This is a genomic window from Candidatus Manganitrophus noduliformans, from assembly GCF_012184425.1.
In the GTDB taxonomy this organism is placed as follows: Bacteria; Nitrospirota; Nitrospiria; order SBBL01; family Manganitrophaceae; genus Manganitrophus; species Manganitrophus noduliformans.
The window spans coordinates 1,446,538-1,469,259 of record NZ_VTOW01000001.1 but is presented as its reverse complement, the minus strand read 5'-3'; the positions used below and the strand labels follow the sequence as shown (position 1 = coordinate 1,469,259).

The 22,722-nt window shown below is 58.4% G+C and carries 16 protein-coding genes; 9 read left to right on the top strand and 7 right to left on the bottom strand.

The genetic code is table 11. The annotated features are described in order from the left end of the window. Positions 1–53: 53 nt before the first annotated feature. Genes dapF through MNODULE_RS07225 form a run of 9 tightly spaced genes read left to right on the top strand, consistent with a single transcriptional unit; the run spans position 54 to position 12,904 of the window. Positions 54–878 (top strand): diaminopimelate epimerase, encoded by an 825-nt coding sequence (gene dapF, locus MNODULE_RS07265; protein WP_168058770.1) that lies wholly within the window; start codon positions 54–56, stop codon positions 876–878. Positions 879–898: 20 nt separating this feature from the next. Beyond that, positions 899–1,780, top strand: a complete 882-nt coding sequence (dapA, locus tag MNODULE_RS07260) for a 4-hydroxy-tetrahydrodipicolinate synthase (protein ID WP_168058769.1) — start codon at positions 899–901, stop codon at positions 1,778–1,780. A gap of 27 nt (positions 1,781–1,807) precedes the next feature. Then, the gene (dapB, locus tag MNODULE_RS07255) at positions 1,808–2,617 is read left to right on the top strand and encodes a 4-hydroxy-tetrahydrodipicolinate reductase (RefSeq protein WP_168058768.1); all 810 of its coding nucleotides are present in this window, start codon (positions 1,808–1,810) and stop codon (positions 2,615–2,617) included. 28 nt (positions 2,618–2,645) lie between these two features. Next, positions 2,646–3,806: an LL-diaminopimelate aminotransferase gene (locus MNODULE_RS07250; RefSeq protein ID WP_168059241.1), complete on the top strand. Its 1,161-nt coding sequence runs from the start codon at positions 2,646–2,648 to the stop codon at positions 3,804–3,806. After that, positions 3,799–4,434, top strand: a complete 636-nt coding sequence (gene folK, locus MNODULE_RS07245; RefSeq protein ID WP_202882134.1) for a 2-amino-4-hydroxy-6-hydroxymethyldihydropteridine diphosphokinase — start codon at positions 3,799–3,801, stop codon at positions 4,432–4,434. The genes MNODULE_RS07250 and folK overlap by 8 nt, the downstream gene beginning before the upstream one ends. A 39-nt stretch (positions 4,435–4,473) precedes the next feature. Next, entirely contained in the window at positions 4,474–5,109 is a 636-nt protein-coding gene (locus tag MNODULE_RS07240; protein WP_168058767.1) for a deoxynucleoside kinase, read from the top strand. A 50-nt stretch (positions 5,110–5,159) separates the two neighbouring features. Beyond that, positions 5,160–6,002 carry a pantoate--beta-alanine ligase gene (panC, locus tag MNODULE_RS07235; protein WP_168058766.1) on the top strand — a complete coding sequence of 281 codons (843 nt, stop codon included), beginning with the start codon at positions 5,160–5,162 and terminating at the stop codon, positions 6,000–6,002. A 59-nt stretch (positions 6,003–6,061) separates the two neighbouring features. Then, positions 6,062–9,649 carry an NHL repeat-containing protein gene (locus MNODULE_RS07230; protein ID WP_168058765.1) on the top strand — a complete coding sequence of 1,196 codons (3,588 nt, stop codon included), beginning with the start codon at positions 6,062–6,064 and terminating at the stop codon, positions 9,647–9,649. Positions 9,650–9,664: 15 nt separating this feature from the next. Further along, positions 9,665–12,904, top strand: coding sequence for a beta-propeller fold lactonase family protein (locus MNODULE_RS07225; RefSeq protein ID WP_168058764.1), 3,240 nt, complete (start codon positions 9,665–9,667; stop codon positions 12,902–12,904). 17 nt (positions 12,905–12,921) lie between these two features. On the opposite strand, the gene MNODULE_RS07220 is transcribed toward MNODULE_RS07225, so the two are convergent. The 7 genes from MNODULE_RS07220 to MNODULE_RS25250 all read right to left on the bottom strand — a co-directional run bounded on the left by MNODULE_RS07220 (position 12,922) and on the right by MNODULE_RS25250 (position 22,716). Continuing rightward, on the bottom strand, positions 12,922–13,740 hold the full coding sequence (locus MNODULE_RS07220) for a formylglycine-generating enzyme family protein (protein WP_168058763.1): 819 nt from the start codon (positions 13,738–13,740) through the stop codon (positions 12,922–12,924). A 3-nt stretch (positions 13,741–13,743) separates the two neighbouring features. Then, entirely contained in the window at positions 13,744–16,800 is a 3,057-nt protein-coding gene (locus MNODULE_RS07215; protein WP_168058762.1) for a cytochrome c3 family protein, read from the bottom strand. Between the two features lie 89 nt (positions 16,801–16,889). Beyond that, positions 16,890–17,891: a 6-bladed beta-propeller gene (locus MNODULE_RS07210; protein WP_168058761.1), complete on the bottom strand. Its 1,002-nt coding sequence runs from the start codon at positions 17,889–17,891 to the stop codon at positions 16,890–16,892. Between the two features lie 88 nt (positions 17,892–17,979). Next, positions 17,980–19,824 carry a hypothetical protein gene (locus MNODULE_RS07205; protein WP_168058760.1) on the bottom strand — a complete coding sequence of 615 codons (1,845 nt, stop codon included), beginning with the start codon at positions 19,822–19,824 and terminating at the stop codon, positions 17,980–17,982. An 85-nt stretch (positions 19,825–19,909) separates the two neighbouring features. Then, positions 19,910–20,476 carry a SurA N-terminal domain-containing protein gene (locus tag MNODULE_RS07200; RefSeq protein ID WP_168058759.1) on the bottom strand — a complete coding sequence of 189 codons (567 nt, stop codon included), beginning with the start codon at positions 20,474–20,476 and terminating at the stop codon, positions 19,910–19,912. Positions 20,477–20,488: 12 nt separating this feature from the next. Continuing rightward, positions 20,489–21,679 (bottom strand): hypothetical protein, encoded by a 1,191-nt coding sequence (locus MNODULE_RS07195; RefSeq protein ID WP_168058758.1) that lies wholly within the window; start codon positions 21,677–21,679, stop codon positions 20,489–20,491. Beyond that, a complete protein-coding gene (locus MNODULE_RS25250) occupies positions 21,676–22,716 on the bottom strand; it encodes an NHL repeat-containing protein (RefSeq protein WP_168058757.1) in 1,041 nt (346 codons plus the stop codon). Before MNODULE_RS25250 ends, MNODULE_RS07195 begins: the two co-directional genes overlap by 4 nt. Between the last annotated feature and the right edge of the window lie 6 nt (positions 22,717–22,722).

The following is a 22,722-nucleotide window of genomic DNA, read 5'->3' as shown; positions in this document are numbered from 1 at the left end:
TGTAGGGGCGACGCATGCGTCGCCCCTACGGAAAACATAAAGGCACGAATAAAATGAAACCGATTCCTTTCTGGAAAATCAGCGGCAGCGGGAACGACTTTATCGTGATCGATCACCGGACACCCTTGATCGAGCCGCAGGAGATGAAACATTTCGTTTCCCGGGTCTGCCGCCGGGGCCTCTCGGTCGGCGCCGACGGGGTCATCCTGATCGAGCCGTCGACAAAGGCCGATTACAAATGGCACTACCTCAACGCCGACGGCGGGGAGGTGGAGATGTGCGGCAACGGCAGCCGCTGTGTTGCGCGGTTTGCTTATCTAAACAAAATCGCCTCGGCAAAGCACACGATCGAAACCCTCGCCGGCATCGTCCAAGCCGAAGTGATCGGCGACCGTGTCCGCGTCCGGCTCCCCGATCCGACCGACCTGCGGCTGGATCTGAAGATTGAGATCGACGGGAAAAGCTATACCGGCCACTTCGCGAACACCGGCGTGCCGCATGTCGTCTACTTTGTGGATGATGTCGATGCGGTCGATGTGATCGGCTTAGGCCGCGCGACCCGCCATCATTCTCTCTTCGCGCCGCGCGGCACCAACGCCAATTTCATCAGCGTGACCGACCGGCAGAATCTGAAAATCCGGACCTACGAAAGGGGGGTGGAAGACGAAACCCTGGCCTGCGGGACCGGGGCGATTGCGGCCGGGCTTATCACGACCGCCCTCCAAAAAACAGCCCCCCCCGTTTCCCTCCTGACGCGAGGCGGAATCCGCTTGGGGGTCGATTTCACCCAGGAAGGCCGGACGTTTAAAAACATCACCCTTGAAGGAGACGCGCGTATCGTCTACAAGGGAGAAATTTTGGAAGAAGCACTTTTATAAAGATTAAAACGAGGTATCCCATGTTTCACGGCTCCATCGTCGCCATTGTGACCCCTTTTAAAAAGGGGAAGGTCGATGAAAAAGCATTCGGCGAGTTGATCGATTTTCATCTCCGTTCGGGGACCCACGGGATCGTCCCGTGCGGGACGACGGGGGAATCGGCCACCCTCTCCCACGAGGAACACAAACGGGTCGTGGAACTGGCGGTGAAGATGGCCGGCGGGCGGATTCCGGTGATCGCCGGGACCGGATCGAACAGCACCGAAGAGGCGATCGCTTTCACCCGGCACGCCAAAGCGGCCGGCGCCGCCGGCGCTCTTCTGATCACCCCCTACTACAATAAGCCGACCCAGGAAGGGCTTTATCAACATTATAAAGCCGTTGCAAAGGGGGTCGATCTCCCCTTGGTCCTCTACAACATTCCGGGACGAACCGGGGTCAACATGCTCCCGGCGACCGTGGCCCGGCTGATGGAATTCGACAACATCATCGGAATCAAGGAGGGGACCGGCTCGCTTCAACAGATCAGCGATCTCGTCCAGCTCTGCGGCGAACGGCTCGTGATCCTTTCCGGGGATGATTTCACCGCGTTGCCGACGATGGCGGTCGGCGGCAAAGGGGTCATCTCGGTCACGGCCAACATCGCTCCCGCCGACATGGCCCAGATGATCGAAGCCGCCGAGCGGGGCGATTACGGCCGGGCGAAAAAGCTGCACGACCAGCTCTACCCGCTTCATCAGGTGATGTTTGTCGAAACGAACCCGATCCCTGTCAAAGCCGCCTTGGCCTTGATGGGAAAATGCGCCGACGAGGTCCGTCTTCCCCTCTGGCGAATGTCGGACGAAAACTTCAAGAAACTGAAAGCGGCGCTGAAGCGGTACGGACTTCTTAAGAAGATGTGAACCTTGTTCCCTACAATAAGGAGGGAGATGAAACTCATCATTTCGGGTGCGGCGGGTCGAATGGGTCGGGCCATTCTTGATAGTCTTTATCACGAAGAAGATCTGGAACTCGGCGCGGCGCTGGAGAAGAAAGGCCACCCCGCCGTCGGGAGAGATGCAGGGGAGCTGATCGGCGTCGGGAAATGGAAGGTCTCCCTCACCGACCAGATCAAGAAGGCGATACAGGCGGGAGAGACAGTCATCGACTTCACCTCGCCCCAAAACACCCTGGCCATCCTACAAGAAGCGATGTCCAAGGGAAAACCGATGGTGATCGGGACAACCGGTTTCTTGAGCGACGAAGAGAAAAAAATCGCGAAGGCCGCCGAAAAGATCGCAATCGTCCTCTCTCCGAATATGAGCGTCGGCGTCAATCTTCTCTTTAAACTGCTCGCGGAAGCGGCGGAAGCGCTGGGAGAAGCGTACGACATCGAGATCGTCGAAATGCATCACCGGCAGAAAAGAGACGCCCCGAGCGGGACCGCCCTTCGGATGGGAGACGTATTGGCCCGCGCCAGGAAGAGCCCCCTCTCTCAGGTCGGCCGCTTCTCCCGGCAGGGAAACATCGGCCCGCGTCCCAGCGGCGAGATCGGCATTCAAACGCTGCGCGGGGGAGATGTGGTCGGAGACCATACCGTCATTTTCGCCGGCCCCGGCGAGCGGATCGAGATGACCCATCGGGCCCATAGCCGAAATAATTTCGCGAGGGGCGCGCTGCTGGCCGCCCGCTGGGTGGTTCAACAACCCCCCGGACTTTACGACATGATGGACGTTTTGAATCTGAAGAACAGGAGCTAGGATCATTGTGAGCAAAATCGACGTACAGATGGCAGACCGGATTAAACATCTCCCCCCTTACCTCTTCGCGGCAATCGACAAGATGAAACAAGAGGCGATCCGCCAGGGAAAAGATATCATCAACCTCGGGGTCGGCGACCCGGATTTACCGACCCCCGCCCCGATCATCCATCGCCTTCAAAAGGCGGCGGAGGACCCGCGGAACCACCAATACCCCTCTTATGAAGGAATGCTCCCCTTCCGCAAGGCCGTTTCCAACTGGTACAAGCGGCGTTTTAATGTCACCCTCGATCCCGAGAGCGAAGTGTTGACCCTGATCGGATCGAAGGAAGGGATCGGCCATTTCCCGCTCGCCTTCATCAACCCGGGCGATGTCGCCCTGATGACGAGCCCCGGCTATCCGGTCTATCATGCCGGAACCTTATTTGCCGGCGGAAAGTCTTATTTTATCCCGTTGAAAGCAGAACGGGGATTTCTCCCCGACCTGGCCTCCATTCCGACCGAGGTGGCCAAGGCGGCCAAGATTCTCTTTATCAACTCGCCGAATAACCCCACCGCCGCGACCGCCGATCGGGGGTTCTTCAGCGCCGTCGTCGAATTTGCCAAGCGCTACAACATCATCGTCGCCCACGACGCCGCCTACTCCGAAATGTTCTACGACGGAAAACGCCCCCCCAGCTTCCTGGAGGTCGAGGGGGCCAAGGAGGTCGGGGTGGAGTTCCACTCCCTCTCCAAGACCTACAATATGACCGGCTGGCGGATCGGGTTCGTCGTCGGAAACCGGGAGGTTCTGGCCGGGCTGGGAAAGATCAAGAGCAATCTCGATTCCGGCGTCTTCCAGGCGGTTCAAGAAGCGGGAATCGCCGCGTTGGAGATGGAAGACAGCGTCGTGGAAACGATTCGAAAAATCTACCAGGAACGGCGGGACACCCTGATCCCGGGCCTGCAGAAACTCGGATTCAAAGTGACCCCGCCCCCCGCCAGCTTTTACGTCTGGATTCCGACCCCCGCGGGGATCGCCTCCGCCGATTTCACCGCCCTTCTTTTGTCGAAGACGGCGATCGTCACGACCCCCGGCAAGGGATTCGGCGATGCCGGAGAAGGTTATATCCGGATGACCCTCACCGTCGGGACGGAGCGGCTTGAAGAGGCGCTCGACCGAATGGAGAAATCGGGAATCCGTGGGTAAAAGGGAACCGGGGGCCAGGGGCCAGGGGTCAGGGAAAAAGAAACCCATTTTAAAACCGCTCCCTGACCTCCGACCTCTGACCCCCGCTTTTATCGGCATCGGTTCGAACCTCGGCGATCGGCTCGCTTCCTGCCGCGAGGCGGTCCGCCGGCTTGGATCAACGCCGGGCATCCGGATTAAGAAGATCTCCTCCCTTTACGAGACAGACCCGGTCGACTACCTCGAACAAGATCGATTTTACAATGCCGTCGTTGCGGTCGAGACCTCCCTTTCCCCGGACGCTCTCTTGAAAGAGTGCCAGGAGATCGAACGGCAATTAGGGAAAACAATTCTCATTCCCAAGGGACCCCGTACGATCGATCTCGACCTTCTTTTCTATCACGATCAGATCTTGAATGCGCCCGGACTTCAGATCCCTCACCCGGCCATTTCGAATCGCGCTTTTGTCCTGGTCCCCTTGACTGAAATCGCACCCGATTTCATCCACCCGGCACTTCATACCTCCGTCGCGGAGACCCTCCGCCGTTTGAATGTAGAGACGTCCCGGCGGGACGTCTCTACAAAGATTGAAAGAATCGCCGCGCCGGGATGGGAGAAAATCCCCCTGGTGTCGAACGGACCGTCCTGAGATTCGCCCATTTATTTAAAACAGGCTGAGGCAAGCAAGATGGGTTCAAACAGACTAATCGTGATTGAAGGGGCCATCGGGGTCGGGAAAACGACCCTTGCGCAGCTCCTGGCGCAGGAGCTGAAGGCCGACCTTCTTTTGGAAAAAGCGGAAGAAAATCCGTTTCTTCCCCAGTTCTATGACGACCCGGAGAAGTGGGCCTTTCAGACCCAGCTTTTTTTCCTCCTCTCCCGGGCCCGCCAGCTGGAGGAGCTCGTCCAACAGAGCCTCTATGCCGAAACGACCATTACCGACTACTTCTTCCCCAAAGACCGGATCTTCGCCTATATGAACTTGCGCGAAGAGGAGTTGGTCCTCTATGAGCAGATCTACAAGATCTTGAACCCCCATATTCCAAAGCCCGACCTGGTCATCTTTCTGCAGGCGCATACCGATGCGCTCATCGATCGGATTCAACAGCGGGGGAGGCCTTATGAGAAGGAGATCCGGCCGGAGTATCTCCGCGCCCTGAACGACGCGTACAACCGTTTTTTCTTCCATTATGATGAGAGCCCCCTCCTGGTGGTCGAAACCAGCGACATCGACTTTGTCCGGAATCGAACCGATCTGACCGATCTGGTCACCCAAGTCAAACAGATGCGGCGCGGCAAGGAATATTACCATCCGACACGATAGGGAGATCGCCTGTAGCGGCGACGCATGCGTCGTCCCTACCCATTCGAAAGATGAAAACCCTCTCCAACATCAAAGCCGTTCAGAAAATCCTGGCGCCCTTACGCGGCAAGAAGCGGATCGGGTTTGTCCCGACGATGGGGGCCTTTCACGAAGGGCATTTGGCCCTCATGCGCCGGGCCGAACGCGAATGCGATTTCGTCGTCGTCTCCCTTTTTGTGAATCCGCTTCAATTCGGACCCAAAGAGGACTTCGCCGCCTACCCTCGCTCGGTTCCTTCGGACCGGAAGATGGCTCAAGAGGCGGGGGTCGATCTTCTCTGGACACCGACCGCGGAGGAGATCTACCCCTCCCCCTACCGGACTTTTGTCGATGTGGAAGAAATCACCCGGCGCTGGGAGGGGGCCGTTCGGCCGGGTCATTTCCGCGGCGTCGCGACCGTCGTCGCCAAACTCCTTCAGGTCGTCCAGCCCGACCGGGCCTATTTCGGCCAGAAGGACTACCAGCAGACCCGTGTCCTTCGTCAGATGGTGAAGGACCTTCATTTTCCCGTTTCGATTCGAATCCTTCCGACGGTTCGGGAAAAAGACGGCGTGGCGATGAGCTCCCGCAACCAGCGTCTCTCCCCCGCCGAGCGGGCGGCGGCGCCCATTTTATTTAGAGCCCTCACGCAGGCGGAGACGCGTGTCCGGCAGGGAATTCATGAAAGCCGGCCCCTTCTCAAAGAGGTGGCGGCGCTGATTCAGTCCGAGCCGCTCGCCCGAATCGATTACATCGCCCTCTGCGATCCGGCGTCCCTGGAGCCGATCGAGAAGATCCAAAAGGAGGCGGTGTTCCTCCTGGCGGTCAAAATCGGATCGGTCCGCCTGATCGATAACCTTCTCATCCGCATTTGACTGTTTTATCGCGTTTTTTAGCTTGACAGAATCCCTTTTTTTTCAAATAATGGCGACGTATGAAAAAAAGCCGTCGAAGGGACAAGCCGATCAAATTGTATTCGTTCCTGGGGATATTCCTTCTTTTTTTTCTATCGGTGAACGGCCTTGGCGGCTGCGGCAACGTCACCGAAAAAAAGAAGGTCTCCTCCTCCAGAGAGAGCAAAGGGAGCACCCTCTACGTCGTTAATGCAGGCGACGGAAACCTGCTGGCTTTTGATCCTCCCCAAAACGCCGCAAATAATCTCCAATCTGTTCTCCCGCAGGGAAATGTCTCCCCCAGCCGCCGCTTCCCCGAAGGGATGACCGGGCCCGCCGGGATCTTTCTCGACCCGACCACCGATACCCTTTATGTCGCCAACGCGGGCCAGAACGCCATCCTGATTTACGAGAATGCCAGCACGCTGAACCCGTCGCTTGGCTTGGCCGCCGCGACCCGCACGATCTCAGGACCGAACACCGGGTTGAACCGTCCCTTCGCGGTCATCTATCGCCCTCAGAACGGACAGCTTTATGTCGCCAACACGGACGATTACAGAATTCTCATTTTCGATGAGAACTGTCCCGGTGCCCCGTCCGCTCTAGATGGAGACATCGCCCCCTGCCGGATCATCTCGGGGGCTTCGACGTTGCTGGACTACCCGAGGGGACTCGCTCTGGATACAGGTCGAGATATCTTATACGTCTCCGATATGGGAAGAAATGCGGTACTTGCTTTCAATAATATTTCCGAACCGACAACTCAAGGGGATGTTTCTCCGAGCCGGGTGATTACCTCTCATGCCGACGCCGGCCAAACAGAGAGCATGTTGCAGCTCCCTTTCGGTCTCTTCATCGACAGCGCCGACGACCGGCTCTACGTGGTCAAATCCGGGGGGAACCTGCCGGCGATCTTCATCTACGAGACGGCAAGCCTCAAAGGGAACACTCCCGCCGCCTGTGCCTCGAATCCCTCGCTATGCGGCGTCGCGCCGGAGCGGCTCCTGACCACCGATTTCAGCGCCCTCCCCCCGGAATGCAACGAGGCCTCCGCCCCCCCGGAATGCGCCACGACCCAGCTGACGAATCCCGCGGGAATCGAGGTAGACGTCGCCCGGTCGCGGATTTACGTCGCCAACAACAACAATACGAATAACGTCAATGTGACCGGCGGCAAGAGCACCAGCAGCACGGCGCTTCTTGTTTTTAACCTAAAAGACGCCGACAACAACGACCGCTGCGCCGTCACGGTCACCATCAACAGCTGTAGTATCCCGCCCGACTTGCGGATCGGCGGGGATGTCACCGGAGACAACGAAACCACCCTGACGAACCCTGTCGGCATTGCAGTCGATATGGAAAGAGATCTGTTCTACCTATCGAACCCAACCGCCAACAACATCCTTGTCTTCTCCCTGGAAGGAAACATGGTCCCCTCCAAGATCAATTCGGGAGGGAACACCCAGTTGCAGCAGCCGATCTCTTTCTTCTACGACAGTACGATGGACCGCCTCTATGTCGCCAATTTCAATTCGACGTCGGTCATTCCGAACACTCCGAATATCACCGTCTACGATAACGTCAGCAGCCGGTTCTTTTTGAACAGTGCGCCGAGCTGGACGATCACCGCCCCGTCCTCCTCCGACATTCAACGCCCCCGCGCGGTTTACCTCGACCGGACTCGGGGCCTGCTGATCATTCTGAGCGGGAACACCACAGACCCCAAACTTCAGATCTACAACATCGATACGATTCCTAACTTTCCGCTCGACTCTCCTCCCGCCTCCGCGGCGACGATCGACCTCCCCGCGCCGATAAAAACATTCACCACCACCGAGGGGCTTCACCGACCCAAGGCGATGGCGGTCGATGAAGGACGGGGTCTGGTATATATTGTCAATGACTGCGATGCCAATGACCAAGCCAACTGTTCATCACTCCAACCGGACGGCAACAAGATCGTCGTCTACAACCTGAACGATTTGAACCTCACAGCTCCTGTCCGGACGATCGGCGGCACGGACACCCGATTGAACCGCCCCTTCGGCGTCTTCATCGATACCGAGCGAGACATCCTCTATGTAACGAACACCGGCTCGATCGGAAGCACTATTAATTCAATTTTGGCCTTCCACGATGCCAGCACCACAAACGGAAACATCGCCCCAAACCGCGTCATTTCGTCTCCCGGCGGCGCCGCGGCGGACGAGATCCTGAGCACCCCGACCGCTCCCGCCGTAAACATGGACGACGATCGCCTCTATCTAATCAATCGGGGGAACAATTCCATCTATATCTACGACAGCGCCAGCGGCCGGGACGGCGCGCTGAACCCCGATCGGAAAATCGCCGGCAGCGCCACCTCTCTTTTCTTCCTCGGAGGGCCCAGCGGGGACGGAACCGACATCACCGGCGCCCTGCTCGTCGATACGAGCCGGGGGAGAGAAAGACTCTTCGTCGGTCAGCCGAGAGACCCCACCTGTCCGGACAGCTCGCTCGCCTGTGTCGCCTTACGCGGCGCTTTTCTCATCTTCAGCCCGAACGGGAACGTTCCCCCAAGCCGCATCTGGTCGGGAGGAGGGGCGCCCTTTTTCGGGCCATCGGCCATCGCCCTCGACGGAGACGTCCTCTATATGGCGAGCCAGGGAGATCCGGCGGTCACCGGAGACGAGACCTTGTCGATCCTGACGGAGGCGAGCCGTGTCAATACGGATGGCGATCCTCCGCTGTCTGTAACGATCCCGGCGCTCAATAATCCGGCCGGACTCTTCGTCGATCCCGTTCAAGACCGGCTTTACATCTCCAACACCAGCAACGATGTTCCCCTGACAGGCACGATCGTCGTGATCGAAGGGTCTCCTTTTGTGACCGGCGCCGGAACCCTCTTTTCGACGGAGCTGGCGCCCGGCGATACGATAAGAATCGGGACAACACTTTTTACCGTCTCCGCCGTCGGCTCCAATACCTCTCTGACCCTGTCCGCCCCCTATACGGGAACAACCGCCACCGGGATCGTCGCTTCCAGGCGGATCTGTATCAACACAGACCCCCCTTGCAACGCCGTTTTAATTTTTGACAACGCCGGCGACCTGGCAGCTGCAGCCGGTCCGGTCACCCCCGATCAGATCCTGTCCAACGACGCGCTCAATACGCCGCGGGGCCTGGCCGTCGACCTGGACCGAAGGGTTCTCTATATCGCAAATGCCGGGGGCGATTCCGTCTTGATTTTCAGAAACCTGGAGGCGCTGAACGGTTCGGTCGCATTCGACGCCGAGATCGGCGGGCTGGGCCAACCGGTGGCGGTCGCCGTGGACGCGGCGAACGAGCTGTTATATGTCCTCGATCAGGAGACGTTGGAAATCAAGGTGTTCGATCAGCTCTCCACACTCAGCGGAAGCGTCCTCCCCTCTCCGGTCCGGGTCATCTCAGGGGGGTTCATGGTTCAGCCTTCCGCTCTTTTCCTCGATCCGCAAAACGACCTGCTCTATGTGGCCGATCAAGGGGCGAACACCGTCTACATCTTTACTGAGGCGAGCTCGGCTGAAGGGGAAGCCCATCACACAACGCTCGCCGGAAACACCACCGGTCTGAACCGGCCGGTCGCGCTTTCCGTCGACACCACGAGGTAATCCGAATTGAGATACGTGCGCTGGATAACGCTCCTCCTTGTCCTTCTTGGCGCAGGAGGATTTCAAGGGTGCAGTGACAACAGTAACGGCTCCGGTCAGACTCAGGAAGCGCCGGACCTGCCGCGCGGCGACGGGAATCTCTACGTCGCCAACGAAGGAACGGGAAGTCTTCTCGCCTTTGACAACGCCTCGACTGCGGAAGGGGATCTCGCTCCGGACCGCCACTTTCCGGAAACCATCGCCGAACCGACCGGCCTTTTTTTGGATCAAACGACAGACACCCTTTACGTCGCCAACACCGGCCAGAACGCCATCCTCATTTATGAGAATGCAAGCACGCTCGAACTGCCTGACGGCTTGGCCTCGGCGGACCGGGTGATTTCAGGGCCGAAAACCGGACTCCGCCGTCCCGGCGGCGTCGCCTACGACGCGACACGGCAGCGGCTTTATGTCGCGAGTGAAGGGAACGCATCCATCCTGGTCTTTCACGCCGGCTGCTCGGAAACCGGTCTGCTCAGCGGCGATATCGCCCCCTGCCAAGTCATCTCAGGCGCTTCGACTTTGCTCCATGCTCCGGGGGAGCTCGCCGTAGACCCGGCGCGAGACATTCTTTACATCTCGAACGAGGGAACCAACTCGATCCTGGTCTACGAAAATGCCTCTCAATCATCGACTCAAGGAAACCTTCCGCCGACCCGGACGATCTCATCGATTCAATCTCCTTTAGGGATCTTCATCGACAGCACGAACGACCGGCTTTACGTCGTTCAAAGCGAGGGCCAGGCAGCGGTTCTGGTCTATGAGAATGCCTCCACCCGGGCGGGTCAGACATCCCCCGATCGGACACTGACCGGTTCGAATACCCTTCTCGTGTTTCCGACCGGAATCGATGTCGACATCGACCAGAATTTGATTTACGTCGTCAACAACGACCACCCCCCAGACGGCGACAGCGCCCTGCTCATCTTCTCCGATCCGTTCGCCAACTGCGCCGTCTGCGACGTCGCCCCCGCCCGGATCATCACCGGCGACGAAACGGGGCTCAGCGACGCAACCGACATCGCGGTCGATTTCCAGCTCGACCGGATCTACGTCTCGAACACATTGGAGAACGCAATCCTGCTGTTCGGGATGGGGGGGAATATCGCGCCGACAAAAATAAACACCGGCTCCGCCACCCGGCTGGAATGGCCGATCTCCTTCTCCTACGACAACGAGGAGGACCGGCTCTACGTCCTCAATTTCCGCTCCTTTCTCGGCGGCGCCAGCTCCCCGATGATCGCCGTTTGGGACAATGTCGGTGAAACCTCCCTGAACAACACCCCCCCGAGCTGGGGGATCCTCGCAAGCGGCATTTTGTTCCCCCGCGCGATCTATGTCGACAAAACGAGAAATCGTCTTCTCCTTCTTCTGCCGTCCATCAACGAGCTTCGTGTCTATGACCTCGACGCCGTCATTCCCAGCCCCCCGACCGGAAACGTTGCGCTCCCCGCTCCGGTCGCCACCTTCACCACCGGTCTCAACAGCCCCCTGTCGATGTCGGTCGACGAAGGGAGGGGCCTTGCCTATGTGGCGAACGACAATAACAACGGCGTCGTCGTCTACGACCTGGACACCCTCGACCCCACTCCTCGGACGTTGGTCGGATTGCAGACCCAGCTTGTCCGCCCTTTCGGACTTTTCGTCGATCCGGATCGGGATATCCTCTACGCGGTCAACACCCAGAGCAATAACATTCTCGCCTTCGATGACGCCAGCGGAAAACAGGGGAACACCGCGCCCGACCGAGTGATGACCTCCTCTTCTACCTTGGATTCAGAGGACCGGTTGAATGCGCCGACCGCCCCCTTCATGAACGTCGCCAAAGACCGGCTCTTTATCATCAATCGGGGAAACAATTCCGTCTATATCTTCGACACTGCCAGCACCCTCGACGGAGAGATTGAACCCAACCGGAAACTGGTCGGAGACGACACGGAAATCTCTTTTCCCCCCTCGCTTGATCCCCAAATTACCGGCGCGCTCTGGGTCGACACCAGCGGGGGGGGAGAGCGGCTCTTCCTCGGCGAGCCGATCGACCCGACCTGCACCCTCCCCCAGAACCAATGCGCGCGGGGCGCCTTCCTCCTCTTCAGCGCGGAGGGGAATTTTGCTCCGGGCCAGGTTTGGAGCGGCGGGGAAAATCAATTGGTGGGACCATCGGCCGTGGCCGTCGATCCAAGACGGGACCTCGTCTACGTCGCCAACCAGGGAGATCCGACGATCACTTCGGACGACTCGCTCTTCCTTTTTACCCACGCAAGCAGGTCTGATGGAAACATGCCGTTCGACGGCACTTTTTCCGTCACGGAAGGAAGCGTGATCGTGACCGGAACCGGAACTTCCTTTACCACCGATTTAGCGCCCGGCGACCACATCAAAATCGAGGAGGACTCATTGATCGTTTCGACGATCTACTCGGATACCACGCTGACATTGACTTCGCCTTACCCCGGAGAGACCGCGTCCGGCCTGTTGGCCCTTCGCCTTCCCCGGACCCCTTGCAGCCCGATCTATAACCCCGAGGCCTCTTCCTGTCCCGATACCAAGCTGAACAACCCGGCCGGGCTTTTCGTCGATTCGGATCAAGACCGCCTTTATGTCTCGAACGCCGGAACCGATTGCGCCGATCCCGCCGCGCCGTGCAACAGTCTCCTCGTCTTCCACGCCGCCAGCGACTTCAATTTCAACGCGGTCCCCAACCAGGTCATCACCAGCGATCGCCTCAATAGCCCGCGGGGCCTGGCCGTCGATTTAGGACGACAAACCCTTTTCGTCGCCAATCATGGAAACAATTCGGTATTGGTCTTCAAGAATGTGGAGGATCTGAATGGAGAGGTCGGTCCGGACGCGGAGATCGGCGGGGCCGCCACCGGGATCAATGAGCCGATCGGCGTTGCGATTGATCCGGAGCGGGACATCCTCTATATCTTAAACGAGGGGACATCGGAAATTTTGGTCTTCGAGAACGCTTCGAGTCTGGACGGAGACAACGCCCCCGCCCGTACCCTCTCCGGGAACTTCATGCAGACCCCCTCCTTCCTCTTCCTCGACGCGGAGGGGGATCTCCTCTATGTGGCCGATCGGGAAGCGGACGCGGTCCACATCTTCACCAACGCCAGCCGAGCCGACGGAGAGGCTGCTCACAAAACCATCACCGGAATCAACACAGGCCTCAATCAGCCGGTCGGCTTGGCGGTCGATACGGCCCGCTAGAGAGAATGCCCCGCCGACTATCCGTTTTTTGCGCAGCGAAACCCCAGAAAAGGAAAGCGGTCGGTCGGCGCGACGTTCTGCCGGAAGGGAAGACGGGAAAAAATAGGAAGGGAGTAATGGCCCGACTCCCCGAAGGCGTCCCCCTTGGCGATCTTGAATAGCTCCCCGAAATCGGGGCTCTGATGATCGCCCCCCGGATACTGCTTGTACCAGTCGGCGACCCACTCCATGACATTGCCGTTCAGATCGAACACGCCGTAGAAACTCCGGTCTTCTTTCCATCGGCCGACGGGGGTAATCCCACCGTGGCCGCCGGCGCTGACGTTGGCCTTCGTTGCATCGAATTGGTTTCCCCAGACGTAGAGGTAGCCGTGCGGTCCCCGCGCCGCCTTCTCCCACTCCGCCTCCGTCGGAAGACGCTTTCCCCGCCATTCGCAATAATCCTCGGCCTCGAACCAGTTGACGTCGGTCACCGGAAAGTTCGCCTGCCCGTCGGGGTAGCGTCCTTCTTTCCAGGAGGGAGGCGGCCTTCGCTGGCGCTGTTCGACAAATGTTGCATACTCCTGGTTCGTCACCTCGTATCGGTCTAGCAGAAAGTCGGCGACGAAGATCCTTCGCTCGGGATGCTCATCGAGATACCACGGCTTCTTATTTCCGAATTCCGCCTGGTTGTTGCCGGAGGTGTCGACCTCATTGCTCCCCATGATGAACTCGCCGGCGGGGATGAGGACCATTTCGGGAGGAACTTCCTGCTGACCGGAGAAAAAGGAGATAAAGAGCGCAATTGGAATAGAGAGGAAGAGAAAGAGGAAAATCAACTTTCTGACAAAAGACATTATTTACTTCTGGCCGTTGATGACGGAGTGGGCATCAGTATTATGGTCCATACTAAATCCGTGACATCGAAGATTGCAACCGGGACCTTTGTGACCGAATGAAAAATCAGTAGGATTAACAACCTCACCATCTCCCCACATCACATGGTCCTCGCCACGAATATCAAATGCTCCTTCGCCGGACCGATTCCCCCTAATGTTCGGCTGGAAGTTGATCAGGTGGGTATCCAGGTTATGCCCAGGATTGTTGGCAACAAAGTTCGAGTTATTCAAGCCGACATAGATCGTATTTCCGGCTTCAACGTTGCTATGGACATTATTATGGCATTCATGACATCGGGCGTTCGTACGACCCACTAAGTGAAGCATGTGAAGATTACCCCCTGAAGTTTGTCCATCGACATTGCCGGTTTCACATCGATAGAAATTGGTCAGTCTCGCTTTGGGAGGAATAAAAGCGCCGCTGGCGTCTTTAGAACAGTTCTCTACCCCGGGCCCTGAATCAGTCCAGGCGGGGGTAATGAATGCGGCCTCAGCATGGCAATTAAAGCAGAGCGCGAAGTTCTGGGGATTATAGGTAGCTTTCCCATTGCCACCTGGACAGGTACCCACTACAAGAACATCTCCACATAATTTTTGCTCTGCAGTTCCCACCTTCGTATCGTAATTCGCCCGCAAGATTCTCTTGTAGATCGACCCATGCGGCCCCTGGGCCGTGTTCGGATCATTGAGGCTCGCCGTTCGGGTCGCTTCCGGATTCACCGGAATATCGGGGGGAACATCGGTCGGCCGCCGGTAAGCGGTCCCCCGTGTATCATCGAAGGTAATCGGCCCGGGGTAGTCGGGACAGCTCACGTTCTGACTGCCGTCCCAGCAGCTGGTCAACGTCGGGAATCCAAAGGCGCCGAAGACCCGATTCAAAGGAAGCGCGCCTCCCAGGTAGGTCCCGAAAAGATCAGTGTTGTGGCAGTCGGTGCAATGGATTGTCTTCTCCCGGCTGAGTCCCATTCTTCCGAGGAACTGTCCCTGCTGCGTCGGAGTCGACATGTTGAGTGTGTAATTGTTCAAGACTCCCGACTGATTTCTCCCCGGCTGGAAGACGGGGTGGAACGAATGATTAAACCGGGGCGGGTTTGGGTCGGGAACGAGCGGTCCGTTCGGATCGGCCGGGTTCTGAATGCGGAAGTTTTCCGGATAGAAGGGGACGGAGGTCGGATCGAACTCCTTCCGCTTGTTGCTCCCATGCGCGTTGACGCCGAGCGCCGGATTGACCGGGCTGTTGCCGCGCGCCTGGACGACCTTGCCGGTGCCGACCGCGGTGAAGAGGGCCTCCCGGACATGGTTGTTGAAGGTGTTCCCGTGGCAGCGGAGGCAGACCTCATAGATGTACGGCTCGCGGCGCTCATCAACCGACTTCAAGGTCGATGCGACGATGCCGCTTCGGATCGTGATCCCCGGCATTCCCTCAAACCGGTTCCGCCGGGTGACCCGGTGCATGTTGTGGCAGTCGACGCACTCGACATGGGAGGTGTCGGGGGTCGGCGGGGCGTTCTCGGTGAGAATCTTGTTGTTGGGCGGCTCGGAAAAAGGGCCGCCGAAGAAGGAGGGGAGCCGGTTGTCGCTCCCCAGCTGGACCCCTTCGGTCGGCAGATCGACGAAAACCGGCTGATGTCCGAGGGCCAGGTTCAGGTCCATCGCGCTCCCGGTCGGCGAAACCCCGTGACTGCCGTTCCCTTCCCTGTCTTTAAAGAACTGGGTCATGATGTCGGGGGCGCGGGTCGGCGCCTGGAGGATCGAGGTCTCCTGCGGCTGATGGCATTGGAAGCAGGTCTGCTCGATCGCCACATTGCCGAAATGATCGACCCCTTCCCGCATGATCCGGACCGCCCCCTGGCGGGTATGCGGATCGTGGCAGATGAGGCAGGCCCGCTCGGCGACGACCGGTGTTTCGCTGTTATGAAGATTGGTCGCCCCCGGCTTCAGCCGCGAGTCATCGAACTGCCCGGTCTGGCGATCGCCGAAGTGAGAATTGAGATCGGCCTCATTATAAGGCCATCCCGGCTTGTCGTGGCAGAAGAGGCAGATGATCGCCCCTCCTCCCTGCGGCGGCGCCGACGTGCCGGGCAGACCTGGGTGTTTCGCCGCTTGGGTCGTGGCGAAGGTCAACGACTGAAGGCGGTTGGCCCGAAGGAATTTGGGGAAATCGACCTGGTGCGGATTGTGGCAAGAGGTGCACTGGACCGAATCAAAAACATCGACGCTGTTCCCGGTCGCCCTCCGAAGGGGAGAGAGCGGCGTCGGCGTGCTCTGGGTGAAGGGACGCCGGATCGGCGGGCCGGGATCGACGAACTCGTGGTCTTTCGACAACAGCTCGGTGTCGAACCGCATCGAGATCGGATGATCGTTCCGCAGATCCCGTCCTAAGACGCGGGTCGCTTGCTGCGTCGCACCGTCGCCGACGGGAATACTCCCGGGAGGTCCGGCCGGCGTCTGGCCGGTCGGGTATTCCATCTCGATCGGATTGCGGCCGTCCGGATCGAATCCGCCGCTTCCCGGCTTATTGATCAAGCTGCCGAGGGCGATCGTCCCGTCATGGCAGGAGAGGCAGAGCCGCGAGTAGCCGGTCGGGCGGCCGGGATCGTTCGGCTTCGCCTCGAACGACTTGCTCCAGACCTGATCGTACATCTGATAATGGGCCGGGGAGAGGTTCCGGTTCCAGATCGGCGCCCGGATTTTCACCCCCTCCTGGCTGGCGCCGTGCGGGGTGTGGCAGAAGACGCAGACTTCGGTTGTTCCCTGGGGACCGTCGACCGACTTGACGTTCCGCTCCATATCGGGATCAAAGAGCTCCTGGAAAAGGGTCGGATTCGGGACCGGATTCGCAGAGAGGTTGTGCTTTGTATTGCTAACATCTTCGTTGAACGGCTCGGAGGTCGGCTGGGCGGAGGAAGGAGAGCGGAAAGGAATACCTAGAAGCGACAGGGCGACCGTCCCCAACGTGATGAGGAGGACGATCGATAATCCCCAAACGCCGATACTTGATCTAAACTTTCCCCTCATTAAACCTCTTTCTCCGTTCCGGCGATAATATTAATGATCGTTTGTTTCTTTGTCAACGGAATTGATGTCGGGCGACGCACGCGTCGCCCCTACGAGGACGGAACGCTTTCCCCCTCCAACAGCTGAAAGACCTGGACCCGTTGGTTGTACGAATCGGCGACGTAAATTTTCCCTTCCCGATCGATGGCGATTCCGGAGGGGAGCCAGAAGAAGCCCGGCTCGACCCCCGACCTTCCAAAATGAAGGAGAAGCTCTCCCGACGAATTGAAGATCTGGACATTATCATAAAGGGTATCGACGACGTAGAGATGGTTTGCCCCGTCCACCGCGATCCCCTTCGGCCGGGAGAATTGGCCGAGCGTCGCCCCCAGGCTCCCGATCTGCGATTGGAATTGCCCCTCCGCATCGAACACCTGGACCCTGAAATTCAGCGAGTCGGAGATGTAGAGCCGGCCGTCGTGATCGACGGTGGCGTAGGTCGGGAAATTCAATTCGCCGTTTCCGACCCCCCGTTTTCCGATCTCCCCCTGCTTCTCCCCCTCCAGGCTGTACACCAGAACCCGATGACCCATCGTATCGACAACATAGAGCCGCTCGCGCGACCGATCGATGGCGATTCCGGAGATCCGCTCCATCTCCCCCTCTCGGCCGATGATCCGGACCGACTCCCCTTCCGGATCGTAGACGAAGACCCGGTTGAGATCGGCATCGGTGACGTAAAGCCGCTTCGCTCCGTCGACCGCGACCCCGATCGGATTCTTCAGCCTCCCATACGGCTCCGGAAGCCGGAAGTACTGCCGGTATTCGTGGTTCTTCTGGTTGAAATAATGGACCACCTGCAATCCGGTATCGCCGATATAGACCCCCCCCTCTTCATCCACCGTTACCCCGGAGGGGCGGATCAGATAAGGCGGCTCCTTCTCCCCGAAGATAAAATGAATGACCCTCTTGAACCACGAAGGCTTCACCCCCGCATCTTTCGGCTGCGTGAGGTTTTGAACAAATGTAATCTTCGGCGGATCGGGCGGCTCCGGCCAAAAAATCGTCGGTTGCTTCTCGACCGGCGCACCCGCGCAAGCAACCAGTCCCAAAAGGATGATCCCGATGAGAGGGTTTCGAAGGACTCCTCTTGATTTTAATCTTTTCCCCCTCACCCTACCGCCTCACGCCTCCCGTTTTTTAAAAGACTCTCGTCGCTCTTGCAAAAATCGTCTCGCTTCGGTAAGTCATCCCGGCCGAGCGGTCATTGGCCCAGCGATGGTCGAGATTGAAGATGAACTTCCCGATCTGATAAGCCAGCACGGTGGTGAACTCGAGCGTATCCCGATCGAGCGAGCTGTTTCCGTCTCCCCGTTGATGGCTGTCGCGAGCCCCCACGGTGAGGTTGGTATTTCCAAGATAGAAGCTCCATTGGATCTCTTCGAAGAAAATATCCGAGTCCAAATAAAAACCTTCCGGGTAATTCTGCCGGGTCCAGCCGGCCGCCAAAAGCCCGCCCCCCAGGAAATAGTAGCTTCCCCGCGCGTCGATCAGAAAGGAGCTCCCCGTCGGCCCGAAGCCCTCGATCCGGGTAAGGCTCGTCGAGCCCTGGAGAAAGAGGCTGTCGTCCCTGAAAATCAGCCCGCGGAAATAGCTGCTGTCGGCGTTGACCTGGAAAGTATGAGAGCGCTGGTCGTCCTCTTCCTGAAGGGTCGGGCCGTCCCGATTGATATCGTTGAAGGTATACGCCAGGGCGATATGGATAATTCGGATCTGGGTGTTTTCAACCCCCAGCGTGATGGTGTTCATCAAATCCCGAAGATCGTCTTCCTGAGGACCGGCCAAATTCGCCCGGGAGGTATCGGCGGTCCCGTAGCTCAAAGCATAGCTGGCGCTGTAGCGGAGAATCTCGACCGACCGGGTGTAATTCGCATAACCCCGGTACCGTTGGTAGAAAGAAGAGAGCTCGGCCCCGTTCCCCTCGGTCTCGGTCATTCCCATCGAGGCCCCGAAGCCGGTGCTCAGCCCGAAGAAGGGACGGTAGTTGAGGACATAGTCGGCAAAGGGAGAAGAGGTCGTCGTCCCGTTCACTTCAAATTGAAAATACCGGAGGCTCGTCACCATGTCAAGAAGCTCGGTCGGCCGGATCGAGGCGCTCCAGAAAGCATTCAGCCGGTTGAAGTCGATCGTATCGGGCGTCTCGGCATATTCGACCCGCGCGTGGGTATCCCAAAAAACACTCGGCGTGTAAAAGACGGAGGCGCCGACGGCCCGCTCCTGGGCGAAAGTCAGCCCCGGCGCATTCGTTCCCCCGACGTCGGCATACCGGGCAAAGGTGCTCAACGAAAGGTCGGAAGCAAGACGGCTCTCGGTATTCAGGTTCACCGCATGGCCGTCGATCGAATCGACCTCCCCGTCGATCCGCGCCACATCGGTTTGATTGTATTGATACCGGCCGATCACCGTCGTCTCCCCGATCCGGCCGCTCGATTCCGCGTTGAAGTACCGGCTGACGGTATCCGGAAGGCGGTCGCGATCGTTCGCCTTCAGCTCCGATTGGTTGTAGGAGAGGGCAAGGCGCGGCAACCGGGGAATCGAAAGAGACCAATTCGCCCCGTAGGTGGTGATCGTATCTTTCACAACGGTATCGAGCTGGTTGGAGCGGGTGACCCGTTGGGCGTAAAAACTGAAGGGAGAGATATATGGAAAGAGATTCAACCCAAGGGAATAATCGGTGAAGTTGAAATTCTGATCGGTGAAATTGCCGCTCGTCTTGGTGTCCTGGCTGAGAAACGTCCCGCTGAGGGAGAACGTCCCGATGCGGGGATCGATAATCTCTCCGAAATTATGAAGGTTGTAACGCTGCTGCAGAAAATCGGTCTCCGTGACGGCCTCTTGCTGTGTCGTTCGAATATGCCCATAAGATAAATCGACGCTCCCTCCTAAATTGAGGAGGCGTCCGTCCGCCCGGGAGGGGAAAAAGAAAACCGTCGGGAGGAAAAAGATAAAGAGCATTCCGATACAAAGACAGCGTTTCTTCTCCAAACGGAGCGTTCCTCCCCCCAGGTGTTCCGCACAGGCGATTCTTCGATCGCCTTCGACAAATCGGCGGCAAATAAACCGCCGTTATTTAATAAATTTTAATTTCTGATTTCTTCCGAACCCCTTCCAACCAATTCTTTTTCCCCGCCTCGTCGGACGGAGAAATTTCATTCCACATTTTCCGAACCAGAATGAACCGACGCACCCCCTCTCTGACCTCTTCGAGGGTGAGTCCCTCCCGGACCAGCGCCGCGTCGAAATCTTCCTCGGCGGAGAACCGTTTTCGGATTCGGTCCACCTCCGCTTCGATCTCCTCGGGAGCGATCTTCTCCCCCTGCTTCAGCGCTTCCTGGTATATCAATTCTTCGTCGATCAACCTTCCCAGCACCTCTCTCCGTAGACTCATCATCCTCGGAGGGGAAAGTTCCTTGTGGCCGATCTGGCGAAGATAATTCCGGACCCCTTCCTCGACCGAATCCGCCGTAATCGGAACCTGGTTGACCTCCGCGACCGGCGCGGCGTCATCCGCAAGCAAAACCTGCGGGAGAAAAAGAAGACAGAATCCGGAAGACAGAATCCAGAAGAACGGCTTTAGAAGCTTCCCTGTTCTGACTTCCGATCTCTCTCTTCCGACTCCTCTCTCCGCTCTTCTCACTTCCGACTTTCCTTACTTCTTATGACAGCTCAAACAGACCAGGCTCCCGGCGTTCCGGTCTTGTGAGTTGGCCCCCGGCATCGAAGCCATCCTTAAAAAAAGATTGTTGTTGACCGTTTGAGGATTGACCGGCTCCGAAAGGGCCGGCTGCCCGCCGGGACGGCTCGCCTCATGCGGATTGTGACAGGAGGCGCACTCGATGTACGGCGCATCGGGACGCGCCGGATCGGAGGGATAGGCCCGAATCCGATCGCGTTTGTCCAACGGCAGGAAGGCGCCGTTCGGATTCCGATCGATCCACATCACGCTCCCGCTTCCCGGAATGCGCCCTCCTTTGGAAGTGATGTTCGTTAGAATCTCCCGGAACTGAGGATCGGTCCGGGGAATCTCGATGCTCACCGGATGATCATCCCGCAGATCGAGCCCCAGGTTCGGGAACGGTTCGGCTCCCAACGAGGCATTCGGGCCCCCGCCGAACGCATCGAAGAAAACAAATCCTCCCGACGTGTCGTCCCGGCGCCCCTCGCGGAAGCTGTTCGTTGCATCGACCGCCGGCCCCGAAAAGGTCATCCCGATGCTTCCCCCCGCCCCGGTCAAGACCCGGTTGCTCGGGAAGAAGCCGCCCGATCCGGAACTGTTGATCAAGGCATCGAACGCCACCGCGCCGTCATGGCAAGAGAGGCAGGCGAGCGAGACCCCCTTCGGCCGGCCCGGCGTCCCCAGCATATCTTGGGCGTCATAATTGGGGCTGGTATAAGGGGTAAAAGCCATCGGATTGGAGAGGCGGCGGTTCCAAAGCGGCGCATGTCCGACCAGCCCGCCGACATTGCTCTGCGCGCCATGCGGGGTGTGGCAGAAGATGCAGACCTCTTCATTCAGGCGGATGTCCCCTTCCACGCCGCGGACCTCCGGATTTCGCGCCCCGCGAAGCGAGGTCAACTCCCCTGCTTTGAAGTCGCTTCCCTCCCTGGCAAAGGTATCGGGATTCACGGCCAAATTGTGCTTGGTATGTCGAACATCTTCAGATGCGAAGACATTCAGGAGAGAGAAAGCGGTCCCCGTCAGCGCCAGGACGATCAAAATAAAATTCCGCCTTCGTGAGGAGAAGCCTGCCGGGAGCAAGCCATTGGCCGCGTGAAGGAAGCGTCCGATCCGTTTCAGGACCATCCTCTGCCGATCAGAGGCGCTGCGACGCGTCGTCATGAAGGAGATTCCTCCGGTTTCTCATTTTTTTCAGCGGGTCCGATATATTGGAAGATGTTGATTCGATGATTGTACTGATCGGCGATGTAGATCCGGTCCTGATCGTCGATCGAGAGGCCGGCCGGCAGCCAGAGTTGGCCGTCCCTGCTTCCGAACTCGCCGAAGAAGAGGAGGAGTTGCCCCTCCGGGCTGAAGATTTGGACGTTGTTGAAGCGGGAGTCGACCACGTAAATATGTCCCTGCGAGTCGACCCCGACCCCCTTCGGAAGGGAGAATTGCCCGAAACCGGTCCCGACATTGCCGAACTTGGAAAGAAATTTTCCGGCGGCATCGAAGATCTGAACCCGGAAATTCAGATCGGTGACATAGACCTTTCCGGCGGCATCGACAAAGAGGTTCGCCGGGAAGTTGAATTCGCCATCCTCCGCCCCCCGCTTTCCGAATTCAAAAAGGAAATTCCCCTCGAAATCATAAACAAAAATCTGATGCTTCCGGGTATCGGCGATGTAGACCTGCTTCAAGTCATCATTGACCGCCACCCCGACCGGCCGCTCCAGGCGATTTAAATCGCCGATCGACATGAGAAATCGCCCCTCTTGATCGTAGACGAGACATTTGCGGAGGATCGTATCGGTGACGTAGACCCGTCCCCCCTTGTCGACCGTCACCCCCATCGGTCCGGCGAGCGCTCCCGGACCATCGACGCCGATCATCGAGAAGCGGCCCTGCAGCGTGTCGAAGACCAGGATCTTTCTCCAGCCCGAATCGGCGACGTAAATACGCCCGTCCGGCGTGGCGGAAACGCCATACGGCTTAACCAGCTTGGCCCCTCCCGAGTCGCCGAAGAGGGCCGCTTTGATCCGCTCCCCCCATCCTTTCTTCTCCACATCTTCGGAAGAATCGATGCTCGTGAGGAACTTGATCCGGGGCGTTTCAGGGGGAGCGGGCCAGATCAGATCCCGATCGGGCGCTTTCGTCTTTCCGCCGCATCCGGTCAAAATCAACATCGCTAAAACAACCAGTAAAACTCTCTTCACTTTATC